General features: G+C 73.9%; 21 protein-coding genes. 12 read left to right on the top strand and 9 right to left on the bottom strand.

Translation table 11 applies throughout. The features are described 5' to 3' along the window. Nucleotides 1-15: 15 nt before the first annotated feature. Genes ACFPL3_RS38365 through ACFPL3_RS38340 form a run of 6 tightly spaced genes read left to right on the top strand, consistent with a single transcriptional unit; the run spans nucleotide 16 to nucleotide 6832 of the window. Entirely contained in the window at nucleotides 16-876 is an 861-nt protein-coding gene (locus tag ACFPL3_RS38365; RefSeq protein ID WP_379590669.1) for an NAD(P)-dependent oxidoreductase, read from the top strand. Further along, the gene (locus ACFPL3_RS38360; RefSeq protein WP_379590667.1) at nucleotides 873-1841 is read left to right on the top strand and encodes a carbohydrate ABC transporter permease; all 969 of its coding nucleotides are present in this window, start codon (nucleotides 873-875) and stop codon (nucleotides 1839-1841) included. The genes ACFPL3_RS38365 and ACFPL3_RS38360 overlap by 4 nt, the downstream gene beginning before the upstream one ends. Next, the gene (locus ACFPL3_RS38355; RefSeq protein ID WP_343945025.1) at nucleotides 1838-2692 is read left to right on the top strand and encodes a carbohydrate ABC transporter permease; all 855 of its coding nucleotides are present in this window, start codon (nucleotides 1838-1840) and stop codon (nucleotides 2690-2692) included. The genes ACFPL3_RS38360 and ACFPL3_RS38355 overlap by 4 nt, the downstream gene beginning before the upstream one ends. Before the next feature lie 15 nt (nucleotides 2693-2707). Then, a complete protein-coding gene (locus ACFPL3_RS38350) occupies nucleotides 2708-4036 on the top strand; it encodes an ABC transporter substrate-binding protein (RefSeq protein WP_343945026.1) in 1329 nt (442 codons plus the stop codon). A gap of 16 nt (nucleotides 4037-4052) precedes the next feature. After that, nucleotides 4053-6002 (top strand): enoyl-CoA hydratase, encoded by a 1950-nt coding sequence (locus ACFPL3_RS38345; RefSeq protein WP_343945027.1) that lies wholly within the window; start codon nucleotides 4053-4055, stop codon nucleotides 6000-6002. Continuing rightward, nucleotides 5999-6832: an amidohydrolase family protein gene (locus ACFPL3_RS38340; protein ID WP_343945028.1), complete on the top strand. Its 834-nt coding sequence runs from the start codon at nucleotides 5999-6001 to the stop codon at nucleotides 6830-6832. Before ACFPL3_RS38345 ends, ACFPL3_RS38340 begins: the two co-directional genes overlap by 4 nt. 44 nt (nucleotides 6833-6876) lie before the next feature. Here the strand turns inward: ACFPL3_RS38340 and ACFPL3_RS38335 are convergent, their stop codons facing one another. Next, nucleotides 6877-8067, bottom strand: a complete 1191-nt coding sequence (locus ACFPL3_RS38335) for an MFS transporter (protein ID WP_343945029.1) — start codon at nucleotides 8065-8067, stop codon at nucleotides 6877-6879. Nucleotides 8068-8156: 89 nt separating this feature from the next. On the opposite strand from ACFPL3_RS38335, the gene idi reads away from it, so the two are divergent. From idi to ACFPL3_RS38320, 3 genes are all read left to right on the top strand, one after another. After that, entirely contained in the window at nucleotides 8157-8690 is a 534-nt protein-coding gene (gene idi, locus ACFPL3_RS38330; protein WP_343945030.1) for an isopentenyl-diphosphate Delta-isomerase, read from the top strand. After that, entirely contained in the window at nucleotides 8687-9631 is a 945-nt protein-coding gene (locus ACFPL3_RS38325) for a ribose-phosphate diphosphokinase (RefSeq protein ID WP_343945031.1), read from the top strand. The genes idi and ACFPL3_RS38325 overlap by 4 nt, the downstream gene beginning before the upstream one ends. A gap of 110 nt (nucleotides 9632-9741) precedes the next feature. Beyond that, a complete protein-coding gene (locus tag ACFPL3_RS38320; protein WP_343945032.1) occupies nucleotides 9742-10104 on the top strand; it encodes a VOC family protein in 363 nt (120 codons plus the stop codon). A 9-nt stretch (nucleotides 10105-10113) separates the two neighbouring features. On the opposite strand, the gene ACFPL3_RS38315 is transcribed toward ACFPL3_RS38320, so the two are convergent. Next, complete coding sequence (locus ACFPL3_RS38315) at nucleotides 10114-10623, bottom strand: cupin domain-containing protein (protein WP_343945033.1); 510 nt, start codon at nucleotides 10621-10623, stop codon at nucleotides 10114-10116. A gap of 142 nt (nucleotides 10624-10765) precedes the next feature. Continuing rightward, nucleotides 10766-11122 carry a MerR family transcriptional regulator gene (locus ACFPL3_RS38310; protein ID WP_343945034.1) on the bottom strand — a complete coding sequence of 119 codons (357 nt, stop codon included), beginning with the start codon at nucleotides 11120-11122 and terminating at the stop codon, nucleotides 10766-10768. Between the two features lie 55 nt (nucleotides 11123-11177). On the opposite strand from ACFPL3_RS38310, the gene ACFPL3_RS38305 reads away from it, so the two are divergent. Beyond that, the gene (locus ACFPL3_RS38305) at nucleotides 11178-11612 is read left to right on the top strand and encodes an SDR family oxidoreductase (RefSeq protein ID WP_343945035.1); all 435 of its coding nucleotides are present in this window, start codon (nucleotides 11178-11180) and stop codon (nucleotides 11610-11612) included. 43 nt (nucleotides 11613-11655) lie between these two features. Here ACFPL3_RS38305 and ACFPL3_RS38300 read toward each other — a convergent pair whose 3' ends face one another. From ACFPL3_RS38300 to ACFPL3_RS38280, 5 genes are all read right to left on the bottom strand, one after another. Further along, the gene (locus ACFPL3_RS38300) at nucleotides 11656-12969 is read right to left on the bottom strand and encodes an ABC transporter substrate-binding protein (protein ID WP_343945036.1); all 1314 of its coding nucleotides are present in this window, start codon (nucleotides 12967-12969) and stop codon (nucleotides 11656-11658) included. After that, nucleotides 12966-14060: a branched-chain amino acid ABC transporter permease gene (locus ACFPL3_RS38295; protein ID WP_343945037.1), complete on the bottom strand. Its 1095-nt coding sequence runs from the start codon at nucleotides 14058-14060 to the stop codon at nucleotides 12966-12968. The genes ACFPL3_RS38300 and ACFPL3_RS38295 overlap by 4 nt, the downstream gene beginning before the upstream one ends. Further along, on the bottom strand, nucleotides 14060-14938 hold the full coding sequence (locus ACFPL3_RS38290; protein WP_343945038.1) for a branched-chain amino acid ABC transporter permease: 879 nt from the start codon (nucleotides 14936-14938) through the stop codon (nucleotides 14060-14062). The genes ACFPL3_RS38295 and ACFPL3_RS38290 overlap by 1 nt, the downstream gene beginning before the upstream one ends. A gap of 8 nt (nucleotides 14939-14946) precedes the next feature. Further along, nucleotides 14947-15666 carry an ABC transporter ATP-binding protein gene (locus ACFPL3_RS38285; RefSeq protein WP_343945039.1) on the bottom strand — a complete coding sequence of 240 codons (720 nt, stop codon included), beginning with the start codon at nucleotides 15664-15666 and terminating at the stop codon, nucleotides 14947-14949. Between the two features lie 82 nt (nucleotides 15667-15748). Next, nucleotides 15749-16531, bottom strand: a complete 783-nt coding sequence (locus ACFPL3_RS38280; RefSeq protein WP_343945040.1) for an ABC transporter ATP-binding protein — start codon at nucleotides 16529-16531, stop codon at nucleotides 15749-15751. 166 nt (nucleotides 16532-16697) lie between these two features. On the opposite strand from ACFPL3_RS38280, the gene ACFPL3_RS38275 reads away from it, so the two are divergent. Beyond that, nucleotides 16698-17978 (top strand): PucR family transcriptional regulator, encoded by a 1281-nt coding sequence (locus tag ACFPL3_RS38275; protein ID WP_343945041.1) that lies wholly within the window; start codon nucleotides 16698-16700, stop codon nucleotides 17976-17978. Here the strand turns inward: ACFPL3_RS38275 and ACFPL3_RS38270 are convergent. Next, the gene (locus ACFPL3_RS38270; RefSeq protein WP_343945042.1) at nucleotides 17902-18942 is read right to left on the bottom strand and encodes an acyltransferase family protein; all 1041 of its coding nucleotides are present in this window, start codon (nucleotides 18940-18942) and stop codon (nucleotides 17902-17904) included. The two genes, ACFPL3_RS38275 and ACFPL3_RS38270, sit on opposite strands and share 77 nt — an antisense overlap. 222 nt (nucleotides 18943-19164) lie before the next feature. Here ACFPL3_RS38270 and ACFPL3_RS38265 point away from each other — a divergent pair. After that, a partial coding sequence (locus ACFPL3_RS38265) for a hypothetical protein (protein ID WP_379590659.1) occupies nucleotides 19165-19427 on the top strand: 263 nt, incomplete at its 3' end.

Genomic DNA, 19427 nt, shown 5'->3' with positions numbered 1-19427 from the left:
CCACCAGGAGCGACGATGGCAGCGCCGCCGACCTCCGTGGCCCTCGCGGGCCTCGGGAACCTGGGCCTCCCGCTGGCCTCCACCCTCGCGCGGGCGGGGTGGGACCTCGCCGTGCACGACGTGGTCACCGAGCGCGCCGAACCCGTCGTCGCGCTCGGCGCCACCGCGGTGGCGGACGTGGCCGCCCTCGCCGAGCGCGACGTGCTGGTGCTCGCCGTGCCCGACGACGCCGCCGTCGAGCAGGTCCTCGACGCCTACCTCGCCGTGCAGCGGCCCGGGCGGGCCGTGGTCGTGCACAGCACCGTCCTGCCGCAGACAGCCACCCGCCTGGCCGCGGTGGCGGCCGACCAGGGCGTCGACCTGCTCGACGCGCCGGTCAGCGGCGGGGCCGAGCGGGCCGCCACCGGCACCCTCACCGTCCTGACCGGCGGCGACCCGACGGTGGTCGAGCGGCTGCGGGCGCTGCTGGACACCGTCGGTGACCCGGTGCTGCACGTCGGCCCGGTGGGCGCGGGCGCGGCGGCCAAGCTCGCCAACCAGCTCACGATGTTCGCCAACCTGGCCGGGGTGTACGAGGCGATCGACTTCGCCACCGCGCACGGCGTCGAGACCGCCGCGCTGCTCTCCGCGCTGGAGACCAGCCTCGGCGACTCGTGGATCGCCCGGAACCTCGACTTCTGGGACCGCACCGCCGCCGCGTACGACGAGAGCGGTACGCCCGTGGCCTCCCGACCGTGGAGCAAGGACCTCGCCGAGGTCGTGCAGGCCGCCCGGGCCGCGGACGTGGCGGTGCCGCTGGCCGGGTGGCTCGCCCAGACCCTCGCCGCGCGCGTCGAGGCGCGCGCCGCGGCGGCGCGCAGCGGGGAGCAGCGGTGACCGCCGGCACCGCGGCCCCACCCGTCCCGCAGGCGCCGGCCGCCGCCCCCGGCCCGCCGGGGATGCAGCGACGCACCCGGGAGGCGCTCGCGGCCTACGGCTTCCTCTCCCCGTGGATCGCCGGGATGATCGTGCTGACCATCGGCCCGATGATCTACTCGCTGTACCTGTCGTTCACCCGCTACAACCTCATGACCCCCGCGCAGTGGGTGGGTGTCGACAACTACGTGCGGATGTTCACCGCCGACCCGCGCTACCTCGCCTCCGTCGGCGTCACGCTGCGCTACGTCGCGATCTCGGTGCCGCTGCTGCTCGTCGTGTCGCTGCTGGTGGCGATGCTGCTGAGCAAGGCGCCCGAAAAGGGCTTCGGGTTCCTGTCCGGCTACCGCGCCGCGTTCTACCTGCCCTCGCTGATCGCCTCCAGCGTCGCGATCGCGGTGCTGTGGCGGCAGGTGTTCGGCCAGGACGGCATCGTCAACGAGGTGCTCGCGCTCGTCGGGATCGAAGGCGGCAGCTGGATCGGCAACCCGGGCACCGCGCTGTACACGCTGGTGGTGCTGCACGTCTGGTCGTTCGGCTCCACGATGATCATCTTCCTGGCCGGGCTGCGTCAGGTGCCGAAGGAGTACTACGAGGCCGCCGCCGTGGACGGCGCGGGCCGCGTTCGGCGGTTCGTGCACATCACGCTGCCGATGCTCACGCCGCTGATCTTCTTCAACCTGCTGCTGTCCACGGTGAACGCGTTCCAGGCGTTCACCCCGGCGTACGTGATCTCCGGCGGTGAGGGCGGGCCGCTGGACTCCACCCTGTTCTACACGCTCTACCTCTACCAACGCGGCTTCGCGAACCTCGAGATGGGCTACGCGGCGGCGATGGCCTGGACCCTCGTGGTCGTGCTGGCGCTCTTCACCGCGGGCCTGTTCGCCAGCGCCCGGTTCTGGGTCCACTACGGGGACGAGAAATGATCTTCGGACGGCGCCGCTCGCGCAACCCCCTCGTCATCGCGCTCGCGCGGCACGCCGTGCTCGTGGCGATCCTGCTCGTGATCCTCTACCCGCTGCTGTGGATGGTGGGGGCGTCGTTCCGCCCGAGCAACGAGGCGTTCGGCACGCTGTCGATCTGGCCGAGCCACTTCACCACCGAGAACTACACCGAGGGCTGGAACCTGGGGAACCTCAACTTCTCCCGGTTCTTCCTGAACTCGCTGGTGATCACGCTGCTCGCCGTGGTGGGCAACGTCGTGGCCTGCTCGATGGCCGCCTACGCCTTCGCGCGGCTCACCTTCCCGTTCAAGCGGACGATGTTCGCGCTGATGCTCGGCACGATGCTGCTGCCCTACCACGTCACGCTGGTGCCGCAGTACGTGCTGTTCAACGAGCTGGCCTGGATCAACACGATCCTGCCGCTCGTGGTGCCGAGGTTCCTGGCCACCGACGCGTTCTTCATCTTCCTGATGGTGCAGTTCATCCGCACCCTGCCCCGGGAGCTCGACGACGCCGCGCGGATCGACGGCTGCGGGCACGTCGGCACCTTCCGCCGGGTGATCCTGCCGCTGTCGATCCCGGCCCTGGGCACCACGGCCCTGTTCACGTTCATCAACACCTGGAACGACTTCCTCGGGCCGCTGCTGTACCTCGTGCGCCCCGAGACCTGGACGGTGGCGCAGGGCCTCAACGGCTTCCTCGACGCCACCGGCGAGAGCGCGTACGGCCCGCTCTTCGCCATGGCGACGCTCTCGCTCGCCCCGATCGTCGGGTTCTTCCTCGCCGCGCAACGGCTGCTCGTCGAGGGCATCGCCACCAGCGGGCTGAAGTAGCAGAAAGGAACAAGGGTGTTCACGAAAGCTCTCGCGGCCGGCACGGTCGCGCTCGCGCTGGTGGCCACCGGCTGCGCCGGGGGCACGCGCATCGGCGACAACCCCAACGCGGGCGCGGACGGCACCGGCGAGGTCACCGGCACCATCCGCGTCGCGTGGTGGGGCTCCGGCCCCCGCAACGAGGTCACCAACGCGGTGATCGACCTGTTCACGGCCGCACACCCGGGCACCTCGGTGGAGGGGGAGTCGGCCGACTTCCAGGCCTACATGGAGCGGCTCAACGTGCAGGCCTCCAGCGGCAACCTGCCGTGCGCCACGCAGCTGCAGGGCCGCCAGCTCAACGACTACACCACCAAGAACGTGCTGCTCGACCTGCAGCCGATGATCGACGCCGGGACGATCGACGTCTCGGACATCCCGCCGGAGGTGCTCGACACCGGCCGCGGGCTCGACGGCAAGCTCTACATGATCCCGTACGGGGCCGCGTACGACGCGATGACCGTGAACCGGACGCTCGCCGAGCAGTCGGGGGCCGGCCTGCCGCCCGAGGGGTACGACTGGGAGGCGTTCGCCGGCTGGCTCCAGCGCGCGCAGCCCGGGCTGCCCGAGGGGATCCCCGCCGTCAACCTGGGCGGCGGGCTGCCCAACAACTTCATCGCCTACGTCGCCGGGCGCGGCGAGTCGCTGTTCGCCGACCGGCAACTCGGCTTCTCCGAGGACCTGCTCGTGGAGTACTGGGACATGTGGGAGCGCATCCGCGCCGCGGGCCTCACCCCCACCCCGGAGGTGAACGCCGAGGAGCCCGACCAGACCGAACAGCGCTTCGTCGCGCAGGGCAAGGTGCTCGCCGACAACCTGCCGGGCAACGCGCTCACCCCGGCGCAGAAGACGCTCGACGGCACGCAGCCCGGCCAGCAGCTGGTCACCCTGCCGCTGCCCGCCGGGCCGGCCGGCCCCGGCAACGTGCTGTTCACCTCGGGCTTCGCGATCCCGGCCACCTGCGACAACATCCCGACCGCGGCCGCGTTCATCGACTTCTTCGTCAACGACGACGCGGGCGCAAAGGCGTTCCTCTCGGCCAACGGCGCGGTCACCAACAGCAGGCACCTGCAGCAGCAGCTCGACGACCCGGCGCTGCCCGCGCTGAAGCGGGCCGAGCTCGACCTGTACCAGCGGATCGTGGCCCAGGAGCCGGTCAGCGTCGTCTACCCGCCGGGGTACCAGGCGAGCTTCGAGAACGCGTTCGTGCGCGCGTACGAGAGCATCGTCTTCGCGGGAACCCCCACGCGCGAGGCGGCGCAGGCCTTCATCACCGAGGTCAACACGGTCCTCGCCACCACCTGACCGGAGGGAACGACGCATGGCGACCCCTGAGGGCGCACTCCACGGCATGACCGTGCTCGACCTGACCCAGGTCATGGCCGGGCCGTTCTGCACGATGATCCTCGCCGACCTCGGCGCGGACGTCGTGAAGGTGGAGAACCCGGAGTCGGGCGACCAGACGCGCTCGGCGTTCGCGCACCCGGGCGCGTTCCGCGCGCTCAACCGCAACAAGCGCAGCGTCACGCTCGACCTCAAGTCCGACGAGGGTCGCGCGACCTTCCACGAGCTCGTGCGCTCCGCCGACGTCGTGGTGGAGAACTGGCGCCCCGGCGTCGCGGCGAAGCTCGGGGTCGACTACGAGACGCTCCGCCCGCTCAACCCCGGCCTGATCTACGCGAGCGTGTCCGGGTTCGGCCAGACCGGCCCGTACGCCGACCGGCCCGGCTACGACCTGATCGCGCAGGCGATGGCCGGCGTCATGAGCGTCACCGGCGAGCCGGGGGACCGGCCGGTGAAGTCGGGGATCCCGATCGCCGACCTCGGGGCCGGCCTGTTCACGGCCGTCGGGGTCCTCGCCGCGTGGACGTCGCGGCAGCGCACCGGGCAGGGCCAGTACGTGGAGACGTCGCTGTTCGAGGCGGCGCTCGCGCTGTCGGTGTGGGAGTCCACGGAGTTCTGGGCCACCGGGAAGCCGCCGCAGCCCCTCGGGTCCGCCCACCGGATGTCGGCGCCCTACCAGGCGCTCGCCACGCGCGACGGCTACGTCACGGTGGGGGCCAACAACGAGCGGCTGTGGCAGCGGCTGTGCCGGGCCCTCGACGCGCCTGACCTCGTGGACGACCCGCGCTTCGCCCGCAACGACGACCGGATGGCGCACCGCGCCGAGCTGGTCACCGAGCTGGAGCGCCGTCTCGCCGCCGAGGACACGGCCACGTGGGTGGAGAGGCTGCTCGCCGCGGGTGTGCCGGCCGGGCCGATCCAGGACTACCAGCAGGTGCTGGAGGAGGACCCGCACGTGAAGGCACGCGGGCTGGTGAGCACCGTGGACGACCCGGCCGACGGCCCCGTCCCCGTGCTGTCCTCGCCGCTGCACCTGTCCGGCACGCCGGCCGTGGTCCGCCGCCCGCCGCCGCGGCTGGGGCAACACAACGAGGAACTGCTCCCCGTGAGTGGGAACGAGGGCCCTGGCACTCGTATCCACTCACGACCCGCCGGTGCGGTGCGGAGCCGCCGCGACGGCCCGGTGCTGCACGTCGAGCTCGCCAACCCGGCCCGGCGCAACGCACTGACCTGGGAGATGTACGACGAGCTGCAGAAGCTCTGCGTCGCGGCCCGCTCCGAGGCCGACCTGCGCGTCGTCGTGCTGCGTGGGGCGGGCGAGGCGTTCGCGGCCGGCACCGACATCGCGCAATTCACCGAGTTCACCGCCGCCGCCGACGGCCTGGAGTACGAGCGCCGCGTCGGCGCCGTGCTCGAAGACCTGCTCGCGGTGCCGGTGCCCGTGCTCGGCGTCGTCGACGGGCCCGCCGTGGGCGGTGGGCTGGCGCTGGCCGCCTGCTGCGACGTGCTCGTGGCCACCGACCGCGCGAAGTTCGGCGCGCCCATCGCGCGCACGCTGGGCAACGTCCTCGCCCCGGCGGTCGTCGCCCGGCTGCAGCGCCGCCTCGGCGTCTCCCGCACGATGGGCATGCTGCTGACCTCCCGCACGATCGACGCCCACGAGGCCGCGGCCGCCGGCTTCGTGCACGCCGTCGTCCCGCCCGACGAGCTGGACGCCACCGCCGCGGAGATCACCGAGCGGATCGCCGCGGGAGCGCCCCGCACCCTGGCCGGGCTCAAGGAGATCGACCGGCGGCTCGCCGCCGCCGACGGCTCGGGTGATGTCGACGCCGACGACGTCATCGCCGACTGCTACGCCAGCGCCGACTTCCGCGAGGGCGTGGCCGCGTTCGTCGCACGCCGGGCACCGCGGTGGAGCGGCTCATGATCATCGACACCCACCACCACTTCTGGCGGACGGCCCTGCAGGAGCAGCCGTGGCGCCACCCCGCGCACACCGAGCTCGCCGCCGACTTCGAGCCCGCCGACCTCGCGCCGCTGATGACCGCGGCGGGCGTCGACGCCACCGTCATCGTCGAGTCGGTCGACACCCCGGACGAGAACGACCGCCTCGCCGCGTACGCCGCCGCGTTCCCGCAGGCGGCGGGCGTGGTCGGCTGGCTGCCGCTCGCCGACCCGGAGCGGGCCCGCGCCGAGCTCGCCCGCGCCGACCGCCGCCGCTGGTGCGGGGTGCGCTGCCTCGTGGGCCGTGAGCCGCTCGACTGGCTCGACCCCGGGCTGATGGCGACGCTCGCCGCCGCCGACCTGGCCTGGGACGTCGTCCCGGTCACCGACGGCCAGGTCGAGGCCGTGGTCGCGCTCGCCCGGCAGGTGCCCGAGCTGCGGATCGTCGTCGACCACCTCGCCCGCCCGCCGCTGGAGACCGGTGACCTCGACGGCTGGGTCGCGCGGCTCGCCGCCCTCGCCGCCTGCCCGAACGTGGCGATGAAGGTCTCGATCGGGGTGGACCTGCTCTCGGCCTGGCCGCGGTGGGATCCCGCCGCGATCGCGCCCGCCGTCGCCCACGCCGTGGCGGCGTTCGGCCCGGACCGCCTGATGCTGGCCAGCAACTGGCCCGTGGTCACCGTGCGCGCCGACTACGCCACCGCGGTCCGCGACCTGGATGCCGCGGTGGCCGCCGCGGGCGTCGACGAGGCGGGGCTGGCGCAGGTGCGCGGTGGCACGGCCACCCGTTGGTACGGCCTGCCCCGCCGCTGAGGGTCCCGGGAAGTTCAGGAACGCCACGTTCCTGTCCTCCAGGTTCAGGAACGTGGCGTTCCTGAACGGGCGGGGCGGCCGCGGACCAGGAGGTAGGCCCCGGTGAGGGCGGCCACCGCCGCGGCGGCGACCGTCGTGGCCGCCACGCCGGCGAGGGCGGCCGCCGTGCCTGCCGCGAGCGGTGCCACGGCGAGCCCCGCGGTGTAGGCGAGGTTGTAGAGCGCGTACGCCGCGCCGTAGGCGGGCGGCTGGATGTGCTCGGCGAGCGTGCCGATCAGCACGAGCGTGGGGGCGAGCAAGAGTTGCGCGCCGACCCCCACCACCAGCACCCCGGCGATCGACGCGCCTGCCACCGGCAGCCCGCAGAGCACGAAGCCGACCGCCGCCACCGACGTGCCGGCGGCGGCCACCCGGGCCGCCCCGAACCGGTCGGTGACCACCCCGGCGAGCGGGGCCGTGAGCCCGCCGAGCAGCGCGGCCGCGCCGAACACCAGCCCGATCCCGGTGGCGCCGAGCCCGAGCGCCGACAGGTGCAGCGGCAGCACCGGCTCGGGGAACGCGATCGCCGCCGCCCCGAGCGCGGTGAGCCCGATCAGCAGCCCGGCCTGCGGTCCGCGCGCGACCTCCCGCAACGGGGCCGACGCCGGCGCGTCCGCCGTGGGCCCCACCCACACGACGCGGGCCACGGCGTCGGCTGCGGCCAGCACCGCGACCAGCACGAACGGGGCACGCGGCCCGAACGCGTCGGCGAGGAACCCGGAGACGGCCGGCCCGAGCAGCACCCCGAATCCCACCGCGGACAGGGCGAACCCCATCACGGTGCCCCGCCGCTCCGGCGGGTGCGTGCTCGCGATCAGCGCCAGCCCGGCCGCCCAGCTCGCCGCCGCCGCGACGCCCTGCGCTGCCCGCGCGAGCGAGAGCACCGCGAGCCCGGCCCAGCCCGGCACGTCGATCACGACGGCGAACAGCAGGGTGGCGGCGGCGAGCGCCGCGAGGCCGGCGAGCAGCGGGGCCCGCGGGCCGCTGCGGTCCACCCAGCGGCCCACCACCGGGGTGGCCACGAGCATCGCCACCGCGTACGCCGCGAAGAGCAGCCCCGCGGCGCCCGCGGACCCGGCCACCGCGGGCAGGTCCGGCAGCAGCGGCACGAGGCTGCCGTAGAGGAACATGTCGACCGCGAGCGCCAGCGTGACGACCGCGGCGGCGGCGCGGGGACGGGTCGGTCCGCGGGACATCACGTCAGGATCCCTCCTGGTCCGGGGCGGCCCGTCGGCCGTCTCCGCCGAGCCTGAACGCTGGTCCGAGGTCGGCTACCGTGAGCGCCGTGAGCCCCCCTGAGCAGGTCGTGCTCCTCGACGACGCAGGTCGCGCCATCGGCGCCGCCGACAAGGCCACGGTGCACGGGCCGACCACTCCGCTGCATCTGGCCTTCTCGTGCTACGGCTTCGACGAGGACGGACGGCTGCTCGTCACCCGGCGCGCCCGGGACAAGGTGACCTTCCCCGGCGTGCGCACCAACACCTGCTGCGGCCACCCCGCGCCCGGCGAGGCCGTCGAGGACGCCGTCCGGCGCCGGCTCGCCGACGAGCTCGGCCTGGGCGCCGTCGACCTGCGCCTCGTGCTCCCCGACTTCGCCTACCGGGCCGCCGCGGGCGGCGTCGAGGAGAACGAGCGCTGCCCCGTGTACGTCTGCACGCTCGTCGGCGAACCGCAGGCGCGGCCCGACGAGGTCGAGTCCGTGGAGTGGTGGAGCTGGGACGCGTTCCTCACCGCGGCCGGCGCGGGCGAGCTGTCGCCGTGGGCGCAGCTGCAGGCCCCGCTGCTCGACGCCCGCCGTCACGAGTGGAGCGCGCGGTGAAGGAGATCACGATCTTCAGCGGCTCGGCCCACCGCGAGCTCTCGGCCGCGATCTGCCACCACCTGGAGGTGCCGCTCGCGCCGTCGCGGCTCACCCGGTTCTCCAACGACTGCCTCGAGGTCCAGCTGCAGGCGAACTGCCGGGAGCGGGACGTGTTCATCGTCCAGCCCCTGGTGGCGCCGGTGCAGGAGCACCTCGTGGAGCTGCTCCTCATGCTCGACGCCGCCCGCGGGGCGTCGGCCGCCCGCATCACCGTGGTGATGCCGCACTTCGCGTACGCCCGCTCGGACAAGAAGGACGCGCCGCGGATCTCGATCGGCGCCCGGCTGGTGGCCGATCTCCTGCAGACCGCGGGCGCCGACCGCGTGCTGACGATGACGCTGCACTCCCCGCAGGTCCACGGCTTCTTCGGGGTGCCGGTCGACCACCTGCACGCGCTGCACGAGCTGGCGGGCCACTTCCGCGCGAGCGACCTGTCCAACTCCGTCGTCGTGTCGCCCGACCTCGGCAACGCCAAGGAGGCGTCCCGATTCGCCCGGCTGCTCGGCCTGCCCGTCGCCGCCGGGGCGAAGGAGCGGATCTCCGACGACAAGGTCGTCATCAGCTCGATCATCGGCGACGTCCGCGGCAAGGACGTGGTGGTGCTCGACGACGAGATCGCCCGCGGCAGCACGATCGTCGAACTGCTCGACCGGCTCGTCGACCACGACATCGCCTCCGCCCGCGTGGCGTGCACGCACGGCCTGTTCAGCGACGGCGCGCTCGACCGCATCGGCGGGCGCGACGACGTCGCGGAGATCGTGTGCACCAACACCGTGCCGGTGCCGGGCGCCGAGCGGGCACCCAAGCTCACCGTGCTCTCGATCGCCCCCGCGCTCGCCGAGGCGGTGCGGCGCATCCACAACGGCGAGTCCGTGAGCGTGCTCTTCGACGCGCACTAGCACGGTTCCCCCCCGACAGCGCGAGTGATGATCGACAACTCGTCATCTCCCGGGCCCGGACGCGCGTTACAGGGGTTTCCCGGGCCGGTGCGCGGGGGAAGGCCACCGGCATGGTCAGCAGGCTGATCGCGGTGGCCGTCGACTGCCGGGACGCCGAGCGGTGCGCCACGTTCTGGTGCGCGGCCCTCGGGGCCGAGGTCGACGGGCGGTGGCGCGACGCGCACGGCGTCGAGTACGTGCAGATCAGCACGGGGGAGGGGCCGCTGCTGCTGTTCCAGCCCGTGCCCGAGCCACGGGCGGGCAAGAACCGGCTGCACCTGGACATCGCCCCCGCCACCGGCACCCAGGAGGCCGAGATCCAGCGGCTGGTCGACCTCGGCGCCACCCGCCTCGCCGACGCGCCGGAGCACCCGTGGGTGGTGCTCGCCGACCCGGAGGGCAACGAGTTCTGCGTGCTCCCGCCCCCGGACTGACGGTCGCCGTCAGACGAAGAAGCTGTCGTGGTCGATGAAGAACCTCGCGCGCTCGTCGTCGGTCATGCCGGCCAGCTCCGTCACGCCCTCGAAGTAGGCCTCGCGCGGCGCCCCGGGGGTGAAGAGCATCAGCATCGACACGGGCTCACCGGAATCGTTGCGGAACGCGTGCAGCCCGCCCGGCGGGACGTACAGGTAGTCGCCGGCGGTGCCGTTCACCCAGCGCTCGCCGTCGAACAGCGCCAGGGTCCCCGACAGCACGAAGAACGACTCCGCCATCGCCCGGTGGAAGTGCGTCGCAGGCCCGCCGAAGTCCGGGCCCATGTCGACGCGGTAGAGCCCGAAGTCGCCGTCGCTGGTCGCCGTGGTGGCCAGGTAGTGGTAGGCGGTGCCGGACCCCACCGTCGGGCCGGACGAGCTCACCGGTTTGGACACGAAGTCGGGCGGCGTGCTCGCGGGGCGGTACGTCGCGTTGATCTCCCCGGTGGTGCCGAGGTAGCGGGGGTGCGGGTAGGACACGGGACCTCCTCCGGTCGGTCCGGGCCGGCGACCCGGGGCTCCGCGCCAGTGTTCGAGCTGAACCCGGCTCGAGGTCAAATCCGCCGGTCGAGGCGCTCGTCGGACGTGCCCCCGGCCACGACCGTCCCCTGACCGGGCCCGCTCATCGGGCGGCGAGCGCCTCGACCCGGCGGGCCAGCTCGTCGCGGTGCCGCTGCAGGGCCGCCATGCGCTGTTCCACCACCGCGAGCCGGGCGCGGTAGGTGGCCAGCGCGACGGTGGGGTCGTCGCAGGCGTCCAGGTCAGGCTGGTCCAGGCACGGTCCGAGCTCCTTCACGCCCTCGATCGTCAACCCCGCGGCGAGCATCTCGGCGACGGTGCGCGCCCTGTGCTCGGCGGTCTCGTCGTAGTCGCGCCACCCGTTCGCGGTGCGGCTCGACCGCAGGAGCCCGTGCTGCTCGTAGTAGCGCAGGGACCGGGGGCTCACCCCGGTCCGGCGGGACAGCTCACCGATCAGCATCCGCCCAGCTCCGTCCTTGACCTTGACACCCGTGTCAGTACCTAGCGTCGCCGACATGATCGAAGATTCCGGAAGCGGGTGGGCGGGGCGGACCGCCGTGGTCACCGGGGGCGGGTCGGGCATCGGTCGCGCCGTGGCGGCCGACCTGGCCGAGCGGGGCGCGGACGTGCTCGTGGTCGGCAGGCGGGCGGACGCGCTGGCCGGCACCGCGGCCCGCCACCCCGGCATCCGCACCCACGTCGCCGACGTCGCCCGGCCCGGGGACGTCGAGGGGATCGTCGCCGCGGCGCTCGCCGGGCGCGGACGCCTCGACGTCCTGGTCAACAACGCCGGCATGGGCCGGCCCGCCGCGCTGGGCGGCATCACCGCCGGAGACGCGGCGACGATGTGGGGCACCAACGTCCTCGGGCCCGTGCTGCTCACCCAGGCCGCGCTCCCGCACCTAGCGAGTGCCTCCCCAGGTGCAGGAAAGCCACATTCAAGGCCGTAGAGGCCCTGAATGTGGCTTTCCTGAACTCCGGGGGCAGGGGCCGCTAGCTCACCGGCTGCACGTCCGGGATGCCGTCGGCCGGGGGCGCGGCCGGCTCGCCGGTGGCCTCGGTGATCGGGGCGTCGCCGTTGTCGGTCACGAGCACGGGGGTGAGGTTCTCCGTGGTGCCACCGGCGATCCGGGTGACCTGGACGCCCGAGATCCCGGCGTGCCGGTCGGCCGAGTACCGGAAGGGCGCCACCCACGGCCCCTCGAACGTGGAGCCGGAGCGCTCCACCGCCTCGACGATGCCCTCGCGCGTCGGGTTCGGGCCAGCGGCCTGCAGCGCCTGCACGAACGTGTACGCCTCGGACATGCCGTAGATGCGGTAGTTGGTGAGTTCGCCGTCGCCGCCGTGGGCGTCCCAGACGCGCTGGAACAGCTGGGTCCACGGGTTGTCCGGGGTGTCGACGCCGGGGAGGTACTCGGTGGTCAGCACGCCCTCGAGGAGCCCGGCGTCGGTGACGGCGCCCTCGGAGAAGCGCGCGAGCAGTGAGCCGACCAGCGCCGGGTCGGAGCCGATGTTGGAGTAGATCCACTGCGGCTTGTAGTTCAACCGCAGCGACTGCAGCTGCGACAGCGCCGTGTAGGACGGCACGTTGAACCCGATCACGAGGTCGGCGCCCGCCGCCTGCAGCGCGGCGATCTGCGGGGCCACGTCGGTGTTGCCGGGCGTGTACCGCTCGGCGGCCACGATCTGCCCCTCCAGGTAGCGGCGGGCCCCGATCTCCGCGTCGCGGCCGAGGTCGTCGTCCTGCAGGAACAGGCCGACGCGGGCGTCCGGGAAGTTCTGCGCCACGTACTGCCCGATGATCTTGGCCTCGATCTCGTAGTCGGGCTGCCAGCCGAACGTCATCGGGTTCTCCGCGGGCTGGTCCCACAGGAGCGAGCCGGAGGAGACGAACAGGTCGGGCACGCCCTCGCTGTTGAGGTGGTCGAGCACGGCCGAGTGGGTGGGCGTGCCGAGCCCGCCCATGATCGCGAAGACCTGGTCCTGCAGCACCAGCTCGTTGACCACCTGGCTGGTCTGGGTGGGGTTGTAGGCGTCGTCGCGGAAGACGTACTCGATCTGCCTGCGGTGCACGCCGCCCGCAGCGTTGACGAAGTCGAAGTAGGCCTGCGCACCCGTCGGGATCTCGCTGTAGCCGGGCGCGGCCACGCCGGTGAGCGGGAAGTGCGCGCCCACCTTCACCGCCGTGTCGGTGATGCCCACCTGCGGCTCGGCCCCACCGCCGCCCTCGGCCGGCCGCCCTGCCGCGCCGCACGCGCTGAGCAGCAGCGCCGCCGCCAGCGTGGCGCACACCCGTCGTGCCTTCATCGTGTCCTCCTCCGGCGACCCCAGACGTCCTTCAGCACGCCCACCGCCCCCGTCGGGGCGAGCAGCATCACGAGCACCAGCACCACGCCGTAGACGAACGGGGCGAGCTGGGCGGCCTGCGTGCCGTCCAGCCCGGCGGCGGTGCCGATGTTGGTGACGGCGGGCGGCAGGAACACCAGCAGCGCGCTGCCGAGCAGGGCGCCGACGAGGCTGCCGAGCCCGCCGACCACCACGGCGGTGAGCAGCCCGAGCGAGAGCACGATCGTGAACCCGCTCGGGGCGGCGAGCCGCACGACGACGCCGAGCACCGCGCCGGCGAGACCCGCGCAGGCCGCGCTCACCACGAACGCGAGCACCCGCACCCGGCCCAGCCGGATCCCGGCGAGCTCGGCGGCCACCTCGTCGTCGCGCACGGCGCGCCAGACCCGCCCGACGCGCCCGGCCATCAGGTTGGCCAGCAGCAGCAGGACGAGCAGCAGCGTGCCCCAGCCCAGGTAGGCGAGGTACTTCGCGCTCGGCGTCTCGTGCGCGAACAGGAACCAGACGGTGGCGTCGAACCAGCCCGGGACATCCGGCGAGGCGATGCGCAGGCCCTGTTCGCCGCCGAGCACGTGGTCGAAGTAGATCGCCAGGCCGGGCACGGCGACGGCCAGCGCGAGCGTCGCCCCGGCCAGGTAGGGCCCGTGCAGCCGGGCGGCCGCGGCCCCGACCACCGCGCCGACCAGCGCCGTCACGGCCGCGGCGACCACCATGACCACCGGGAGCGGCAGCGCGCCGTCGCCCTCCGGCCCGAGCAGCAGGCCGGTGGTGTACGCGCCGACGGCCATCAGCGCGCCGTGGCCGAGGGAGATCTGGCCGTTGAGTCCGGTCAGCACGGTCAGCCCGGCCGCGGCGATCGCGTAGTACGCCATTGTGGCGAACTGCGAGTTGCGGAACGGGCTGGTGAACTCCAGCACCAGCACGACGGCGACCAGCGCGAGCAGCACCGCCAGCCCGTGGCGGGCGAACGTCGAGCGCGGCCGCCACCGCCACCACCGGCGGGCGGGCGCCGCGGTGGCGAGGGTGGCGGGCCGATCGGTCTGCTGCACCATCACACCCTCCGGGCGGCGGTGCGGGCGAACAGGCCCTGCGGCCGCACGAGCAGCACGGCCACGAGGATCGCCAGCGCGGCCAGCGCGACGAGCTCGCTGCCCAGGTAGCCGCTGACGTACGACAGGAGCAGCCCGATCGCGAGTCCGCCGACGACCGCGCCGCCCGGCGACTCGAGCCCGCCCAGCACGGCGGCGACGAACCCGTAGACGATCACCGCGTCCATGTAGGCGGGGAAGACCAGGCTCCCCCCGGCGATGAGCAGCCCCGCCAGCGACCCGACGACGGCCGCGAGCGCCCAGCCGAGCGTCAGCATCCGGCCCACCCGCACGCCGAGCAGCCGCGAGACCTCCTGGCTGAACGCGGCCGCCCGCATCTGCAGGCCGAGGTCGGTGAACCGGAACAGCGCCACCAGCGCGAGCATCACCACGACCACGGCGGCGATCACGTAGACGCTGTTGGCGGTGAACGCGATGTTGACGCCGCCGACGGTGAACCCGCGCAGGTCGAACGGGGCCGGGAAGGAGCGGAACGTCGAGCCGAACAGGATCGCGGCCAGCGCCTGCAACGCGACGAAGAGCCCCAGCGTGACGATCACGGCGTTCAGCTCCGGGCCGCCCTCCACCGGCCGGATCACCAGCCGCTCGACCAGCGCTCCGAGCACGAGCCCCGCCAGGAGCGCCACGACGAGCCCGACCCAGTAGGACTGCCCGGCCTCGATCAGCGTGAGCGCGAGGTAGGTCGTGAACATGCCCATCGCGCCCTGGGCGAAGTTGACGATCCGGGTGGAGCGCCAGATCAGCACCAGCGCCAGCGCGAACGCGGCGTAGATCGCGCCCTGGCCGAGCCCCGTCAGCGTGACGTTGAGGAACTGCTGCATCGCGCTCCCTAGAACCCGAGGTAGGCGTGGCGGAGGGCGGCATCGGCGGCCAGGGTGGCGGCGTCCTCGCGGGCCACCACCCGGCCCAGGTTCAGCACCACCCCGACGTCGGCGATCGACAGGGCGCTGCGCGCGTTCTGCTCCACCAGCAGCACCGTGGTGCCCTCGGCGTCGACGAGGCCGCGCACCAGCGCGAAGATCTGCGCGACGATCCGCGGCGCCAGGCCGAGCGACGGTTCGTCCAGCAGGAGCACCGACGGCCCGCTGAGCAGCGCCCGCCCGATCACGAGCATCTGCCGCTCGCCGCCGGACAGCACGTGGGCGTCCTGGCGGCGGCGCTGCGCGAGGGCCGGGAACATTCCGTAGACCTGGGCGAGGCCCCGGTCGGTCCGGCGGCGGGAGGCCCCCAGCAGCGCCCCGAGCCGCAGGTTCTCCTCCACCGTCAGCTCGGTGATCACCCCGCGGCCCTCGGGGACGTGCGCGATGCCGGCGCGGGCGATCGCCTCGGCGGGCTCCCGGGTGAGGTCGGCGCCGTCGAGCAGCACCTGCCCCGCCCGCGGCCGTACCAGCCCGGAGATCGTCCGCAGGAGCGTGGTCTTGCCCGCGCCGTTGGCGCCGAGGACCGCGGTGATCCGCCCCGGCTCGGCGACGAGGTCGACCTCGTCCACGGCGACGACGGCCCCGTAGGCGGTCGTGAGGCCACGGACCTGCAGGTTGCCGGTGCTCATGACGGGTCCATGGAAGGTTCAGGAACGCCACGTTCCTGTCCTCCAGGTTCATGAACGTGGCGTTCCTGAACTTCGGGGGCCTTCACGACCGCGCCTCCTCACCCAGGTACGCGTCGATGACCGCCTGGTCGTCGCGGACCTCCTCCGGCGTGCCGTCGGCCACCACCCGCCCGAAGTCGAGCACGGTGATCCGGTCGCACACGCCCATCACCAGGTCCATGTGGTGCTCCACCAGCACCACCGACATCCGGGTGGTCAGCCCGCGGATCAGGTCGCCGAGCTCGGCCATCTCGTCGGCGCCGAGGCCGCTCGCGGGTTCGTCGAGCAGCAGCAGGTCGGGGTCGGCGGCGAGGGCGCGGGCCAGCGCCACCCGCTTCTGCACGGCGTAGGGGAGGCTGCCCGGCAGCCGGTCGGCGACGCCGTCGGCGCCCAGCTCGGCGAGGGCGGCCATCGCGCGCTCGCGCAGGGCGCGTTCGTCGCGGTCGGAGCGGGGAAGCGCGAAGAGGGTGGAGCCGAAGCCGGCGCGGCGGTGCCGGTCGGCGCCGACCATCACGTTCTCGGCCACCGTGAGCCCGCGGAACAGCCCGACGCCCTGCAGGGTGCGGGCGATGCCCATGGCGGCGAGCCGGTGCGGGCGCAGGTCGCGCACCGGCCGGCCGTGGCGCAGCACTCGGCCCTCGTCGGGGCGCACGAAGCCGCAGCAGACGTTGAACAGCGTGGTCTTGCCCGCCCCGTTCGGCCCGATCACGCCGTGCACGGACCCTGCCGGGACCTCGAGGGAGACGTCGTCGAGTGCGACGAGCCCGCCGAACCGGACGCCGACGCCCGCCACGGCGAACACCGGGCCGGCGGCGGGCGGGTTCACGGTCTGCGTCCTCCCGGTGGGTCGGGGGCGACGGTGCCCCGCGTCACACCTTGGGCGCAGCGCCCAACCGATGCCATGGGCTCGGCGCCCAACATCGCGACCGCTCGACTGGGCAGCGTGCCCGTTGCACTGGACGTCGCTGTGCGCACTGCTGCACTCTGCGCAGATGTTGCCCACAGGGCGCCCGGGCCGGCGGCTGCCGCGCGCGGCCGACGAGGCGCTGCGCGTGCTGGGCACCGCGCTGCTGGACGACGTCGAGGGGCTCGCCGACCGGCTCACCGTGCTCGTGCTGCAGCGCGAGCCGCTCTACGCCGAGCGGGACATGCTCGAGGAGCTGCGCACGGCGTCGCGGGCGAACCTGCAGCGCGGGATCCAGGTGATCGCCGACCAGGTGCCTGCGGGCGTTGACCCGGAGGACACGTCCCGGGACACCGGCCGTCGCCGCGCCCGGGCGGGCGTGCCGCTGGAGGTGGTGCTGCGCGCCTACCGGCTGGGCGGGCGCGTGCTGTGGGAGGCGCTGCTGGAGGCGTCGCGGCGCCGCTTCGACGGCGGGTACGACGAGGCGCTGCTGGACGCGGCGGGCTACGTCTGGCGGGTCAACGACGGCAGCTCCTCGGCGCTCGTGCAGGCCTACCGGCAGGAGGAGCTGCGCCTGCAGAGCCACGACCTGGGCCGCAGGCACGCGGTGCTGGACGGGCTCATCGAGGGCCGGGGCAGCGACCCGGTCTTCCTGCGCGACGCCGCCGCGGTGCTCGGGCTGCCCGAGGTGGGGCCGGTGCTGTGCGTCGTGGCGCCCGCGGACCCGTCGGGTGAGGAGGCGCTGCGGGCGCCGCAGGAGGCCCTCGCCGCCGTCGGGATCGCGTCGGCGTGGGCCCTGCGCCCGCGTGACGAGGTGGGCGTCGCGGCGCTCGGCCACCGCGCGGCTCGCGTCGCGTTGGACGCCCTGCGCCCGTGCGCGACCGGCCGCGTGGGCGTCTCACCCCCGGTCGACGGGCTGGGCGAACTCGACACCGGCTACCGCCTTGCCCACACCGCGGCCCGGACCCTGCACGGGCCCGGCCTCGCGGTGCTGGACGAGCGACTGCCGGAGGCGCTGCTCGCCGACAGCCCGGAGCTCGCGCCGCGCGTGGTACGCGCGGGTCTCGGGGGGCTGCTCGACCTGCCGCCCGCCGACCGCGACACGCTCCTGCAGACCCTCGAGCAGCTGCTGGCCGCGGGCGGTTCGCCCACCCACGCGGCCGCCGCGCTGTTCTGCCACCGCAACACGGTGATCTACCGGATGCGCCGCATCGAGGCCGTCACCGGCCGCTCGGTGGCCGATCCCCGCGACCGCCTGCTCCTCACGCTCGGCCTGTTGGGGGCGCGCGGCGTCAGCGGCGGTACGCGAGACGGGGCGGCAGCTCGAACAGCCAGCGCGCTCCCGCTGCCACCAGCAGGCGGTGGGTGAGCAGCGCGAGCGCCGTGAGCACCGGCACCATGACGAACGGCAGCGCGTAGGCCGCCGCGGTGGGCAGCTCCAGGTGCCGCACCCCGATCATGATCAGGGCCAGCCACAGCATGTGGATGAGGTAGATCGGCAGCGTCCGGCGGCCGAGGTGGACCAGCGGCCTGCCGAAGCGCAACCGCGCGATCCAGGCGGCGAACAGCACCCCGGTGGCCACCGCGATGCACTGCAGGGCGAGCGCGACGCCGGGCACGGTGCGCAGCCCGAACACCACCGCGACGCCCGCGGCGCCGACGCACCCGGCCACGGCGAGGGCCACCCGCAAGACGCTGGTGAGCCCGGCCAGCCGCTCGACCGGCGTGCGGGCGTGCAGGCCCACCAGGAAGAAGAACAGCAGCCGCGCCATGTAGGTCCAGCGCGAGCCGTCCAGCTCCAGCGCCCCGGCCCCGACCAGCGCCGACAGCAGCCCGGAGGCCCCGAGCTGCAGCCACACCGGCAGCGGGCGCATCAGCTTGGCGAGCACCGCGAACAGGGCGAGCGCGTAGAGGAACCACATGCTCGGACCGGGCAGGAACAGCGCCAGCGCGAACTCGACGGGGTTGGCCGAGTCGTCCGGGTCCACGACCGGCGGCACGACCGTGGCGAAGAACGTGAACCTGATGACCGTCCAGATGGCGAACAGGTAGAGGAAGAACGCGACCCGCTTGTGCAGCACCACCCGCCACGACGCGGCCAGCGGGCCCGCCGCGAACAGCCCCGACGCGAGGAAGAACAGGGGCATCCGCAGCGAGGCCAGCGCCTCGTTGGCCGCCACGATCGCGGCGGGCGCCTGGCCCGACCGCTGCAGGAACCAGATCGCGTGGTGGGCGACGACGAGCAGGATCGACATCCCCTTGGCGGCGTCGACCCAGTCGAGGCGACGGCCTGCGGTCACCTGCCCGGTGTTCTCCAGGACACCTGCCGTCATCTCACCCCTCCGTCGCCCGTGTGCTCACTCGTCCGGGGAGCAGCGTGACAAACGGTCACTGTGACGAAGCTGAAGAGCGCGTGCCGCGGGCGGCGGGAGTGCCGTTGCTGGCACCATGCGATGGGGGATGCGGGGCCTGGAACCAGCCGCCTCCCGCACTCGTTGAACGGACGCCCGCCGACGTGCCTGCCGGGCCACCGACGCAGAGAGGAACCGGCATCGATGGCCCTGGTACCGCTCGTCACCGCACTGGTGCGCCCGTTCGTGCCGCGCAGCATGCGGCCTGTGCTCGCGGAAAAGGCCTACACGGCGCGGGCGCTGGCCCGGGGCGGTCCGGCCACGTTCGCCGCCGTCGTGCAGGCGTGGCGCCCGCAGTTCGCGGCGTCGGCGGTCGCGGGCGCCGCGCTGCTCGCCACCCCGCGCCGCGGCCGCGCGAGCACCGCCGACCTCGACGCCGCGGGCGAGGCCGCCGGGCTGCCGGTGGT

Origin of the sequence: Pseudonocardia zijingensis, assembly GCF_042657305.1 — a bacterium.
Lineage (GTDB): Bacteria > Actinomycetota > Actinomycetes > Mycobacteriales > Pseudonocardiaceae > Pseudonocardia > Pseudonocardia zijingensis.
This window is presented reverse-complemented; position numbering and strand designations above follow the sequence as displayed.

Coding starts and splice junctions, on each gene's coding strand:
- ACFPL3_RS38320 (WP_343945032.1), top strand. CDS start 9,742: ATGGTCAGCAGGCTGATCGCGGTGGCCGTCGACTGCCGGGACGCCGAG.
- ACFPL3_RS38275 (WP_343945041.1), top strand. CDS start 16,698: ATGTTGCCCACAGGGCGCCCGGGCCGGCGGCTGCCGCGCGCGGCCGAC.
- ACFPL3_RS38340 (WP_343945028.1), top strand. CDS start 5,999: ATGATCATCGACACCCACCACCACTTCTGGCGGACGGCCCTGCAGGAG.
- ACFPL3_RS38310 (WP_343945034.1), bottom strand. CDS start 11,122: ATGCTGATCGGTGAGCTGTCCCGCCGGACCGGGGTGAGCCCCCGGTCC.
- ACFPL3_RS38285 (WP_343945039.1), bottom strand. CDS start 15,666: ATGAGCACCGGCAACCTGCAGGTCCGTGGCCTCACGACCGCCTACGGG.
- ACFPL3_RS38300 (WP_343945036.1), bottom strand. CDS start 12,969: ATGAAGGCACGACGGGTGTGCGCCACGCTGGCGGCGGCGCTGCTGCTC.
- ACFPL3_RS38305 (WP_343945035.1), top strand. CDS start 11,178: ATGATCGAAGATTCCGGAAGCGGGTGGGCGGGGCGGACCGCCGTGGTC.
- ACFPL3_RS38270 (WP_343945042.1), bottom strand. CDS start 18,942: ATGACGGCAGGTGTCCTGGAGAACACCGGGCAGGTGACCGCAGGCCGT.
- ACFPL3_RS38355 (WP_343945025.1), top strand. CDS start 1,838: ATGATCTTCGGACGGCGCCGCTCGCGCAACCCCCTCGTCATCGCGCTC.
- ACFPL3_RS38290 (WP_343945038.1), bottom strand. CDS start 14,938: ATGCAGCAGTTCCTCAACGTCACGCTGACGGGGCTCGGCCAGGGCGCG.
- ACFPL3_RS38335 (WP_343945029.1), bottom strand. CDS start 8,067: ATGTCCCGCGGACCGACCCGTCCCCGCGCCGCCGCCGCGGTCGTCACG.
- ACFPL3_RS38365 (WP_379590669.1), top strand. CDS start 16: ATGGCAGCGCCGCCGACCTCCGTGGCCCTCGCGGGCCTCGGGAACCTG.
- ACFPL3_RS38345 (WP_343945027.1), top strand. CDS start 4,053: ATGGCGACCCCTGAGGGCGCACTCCACGGCATGACCGTGCTCGACCTG.
- ACFPL3_RS38295 (WP_343945037.1), bottom strand. CDS start 14,060: ATGGTGCAGCAGACCGATCGGCCCGCCACCCTCGCCACCGCGGCGCCC.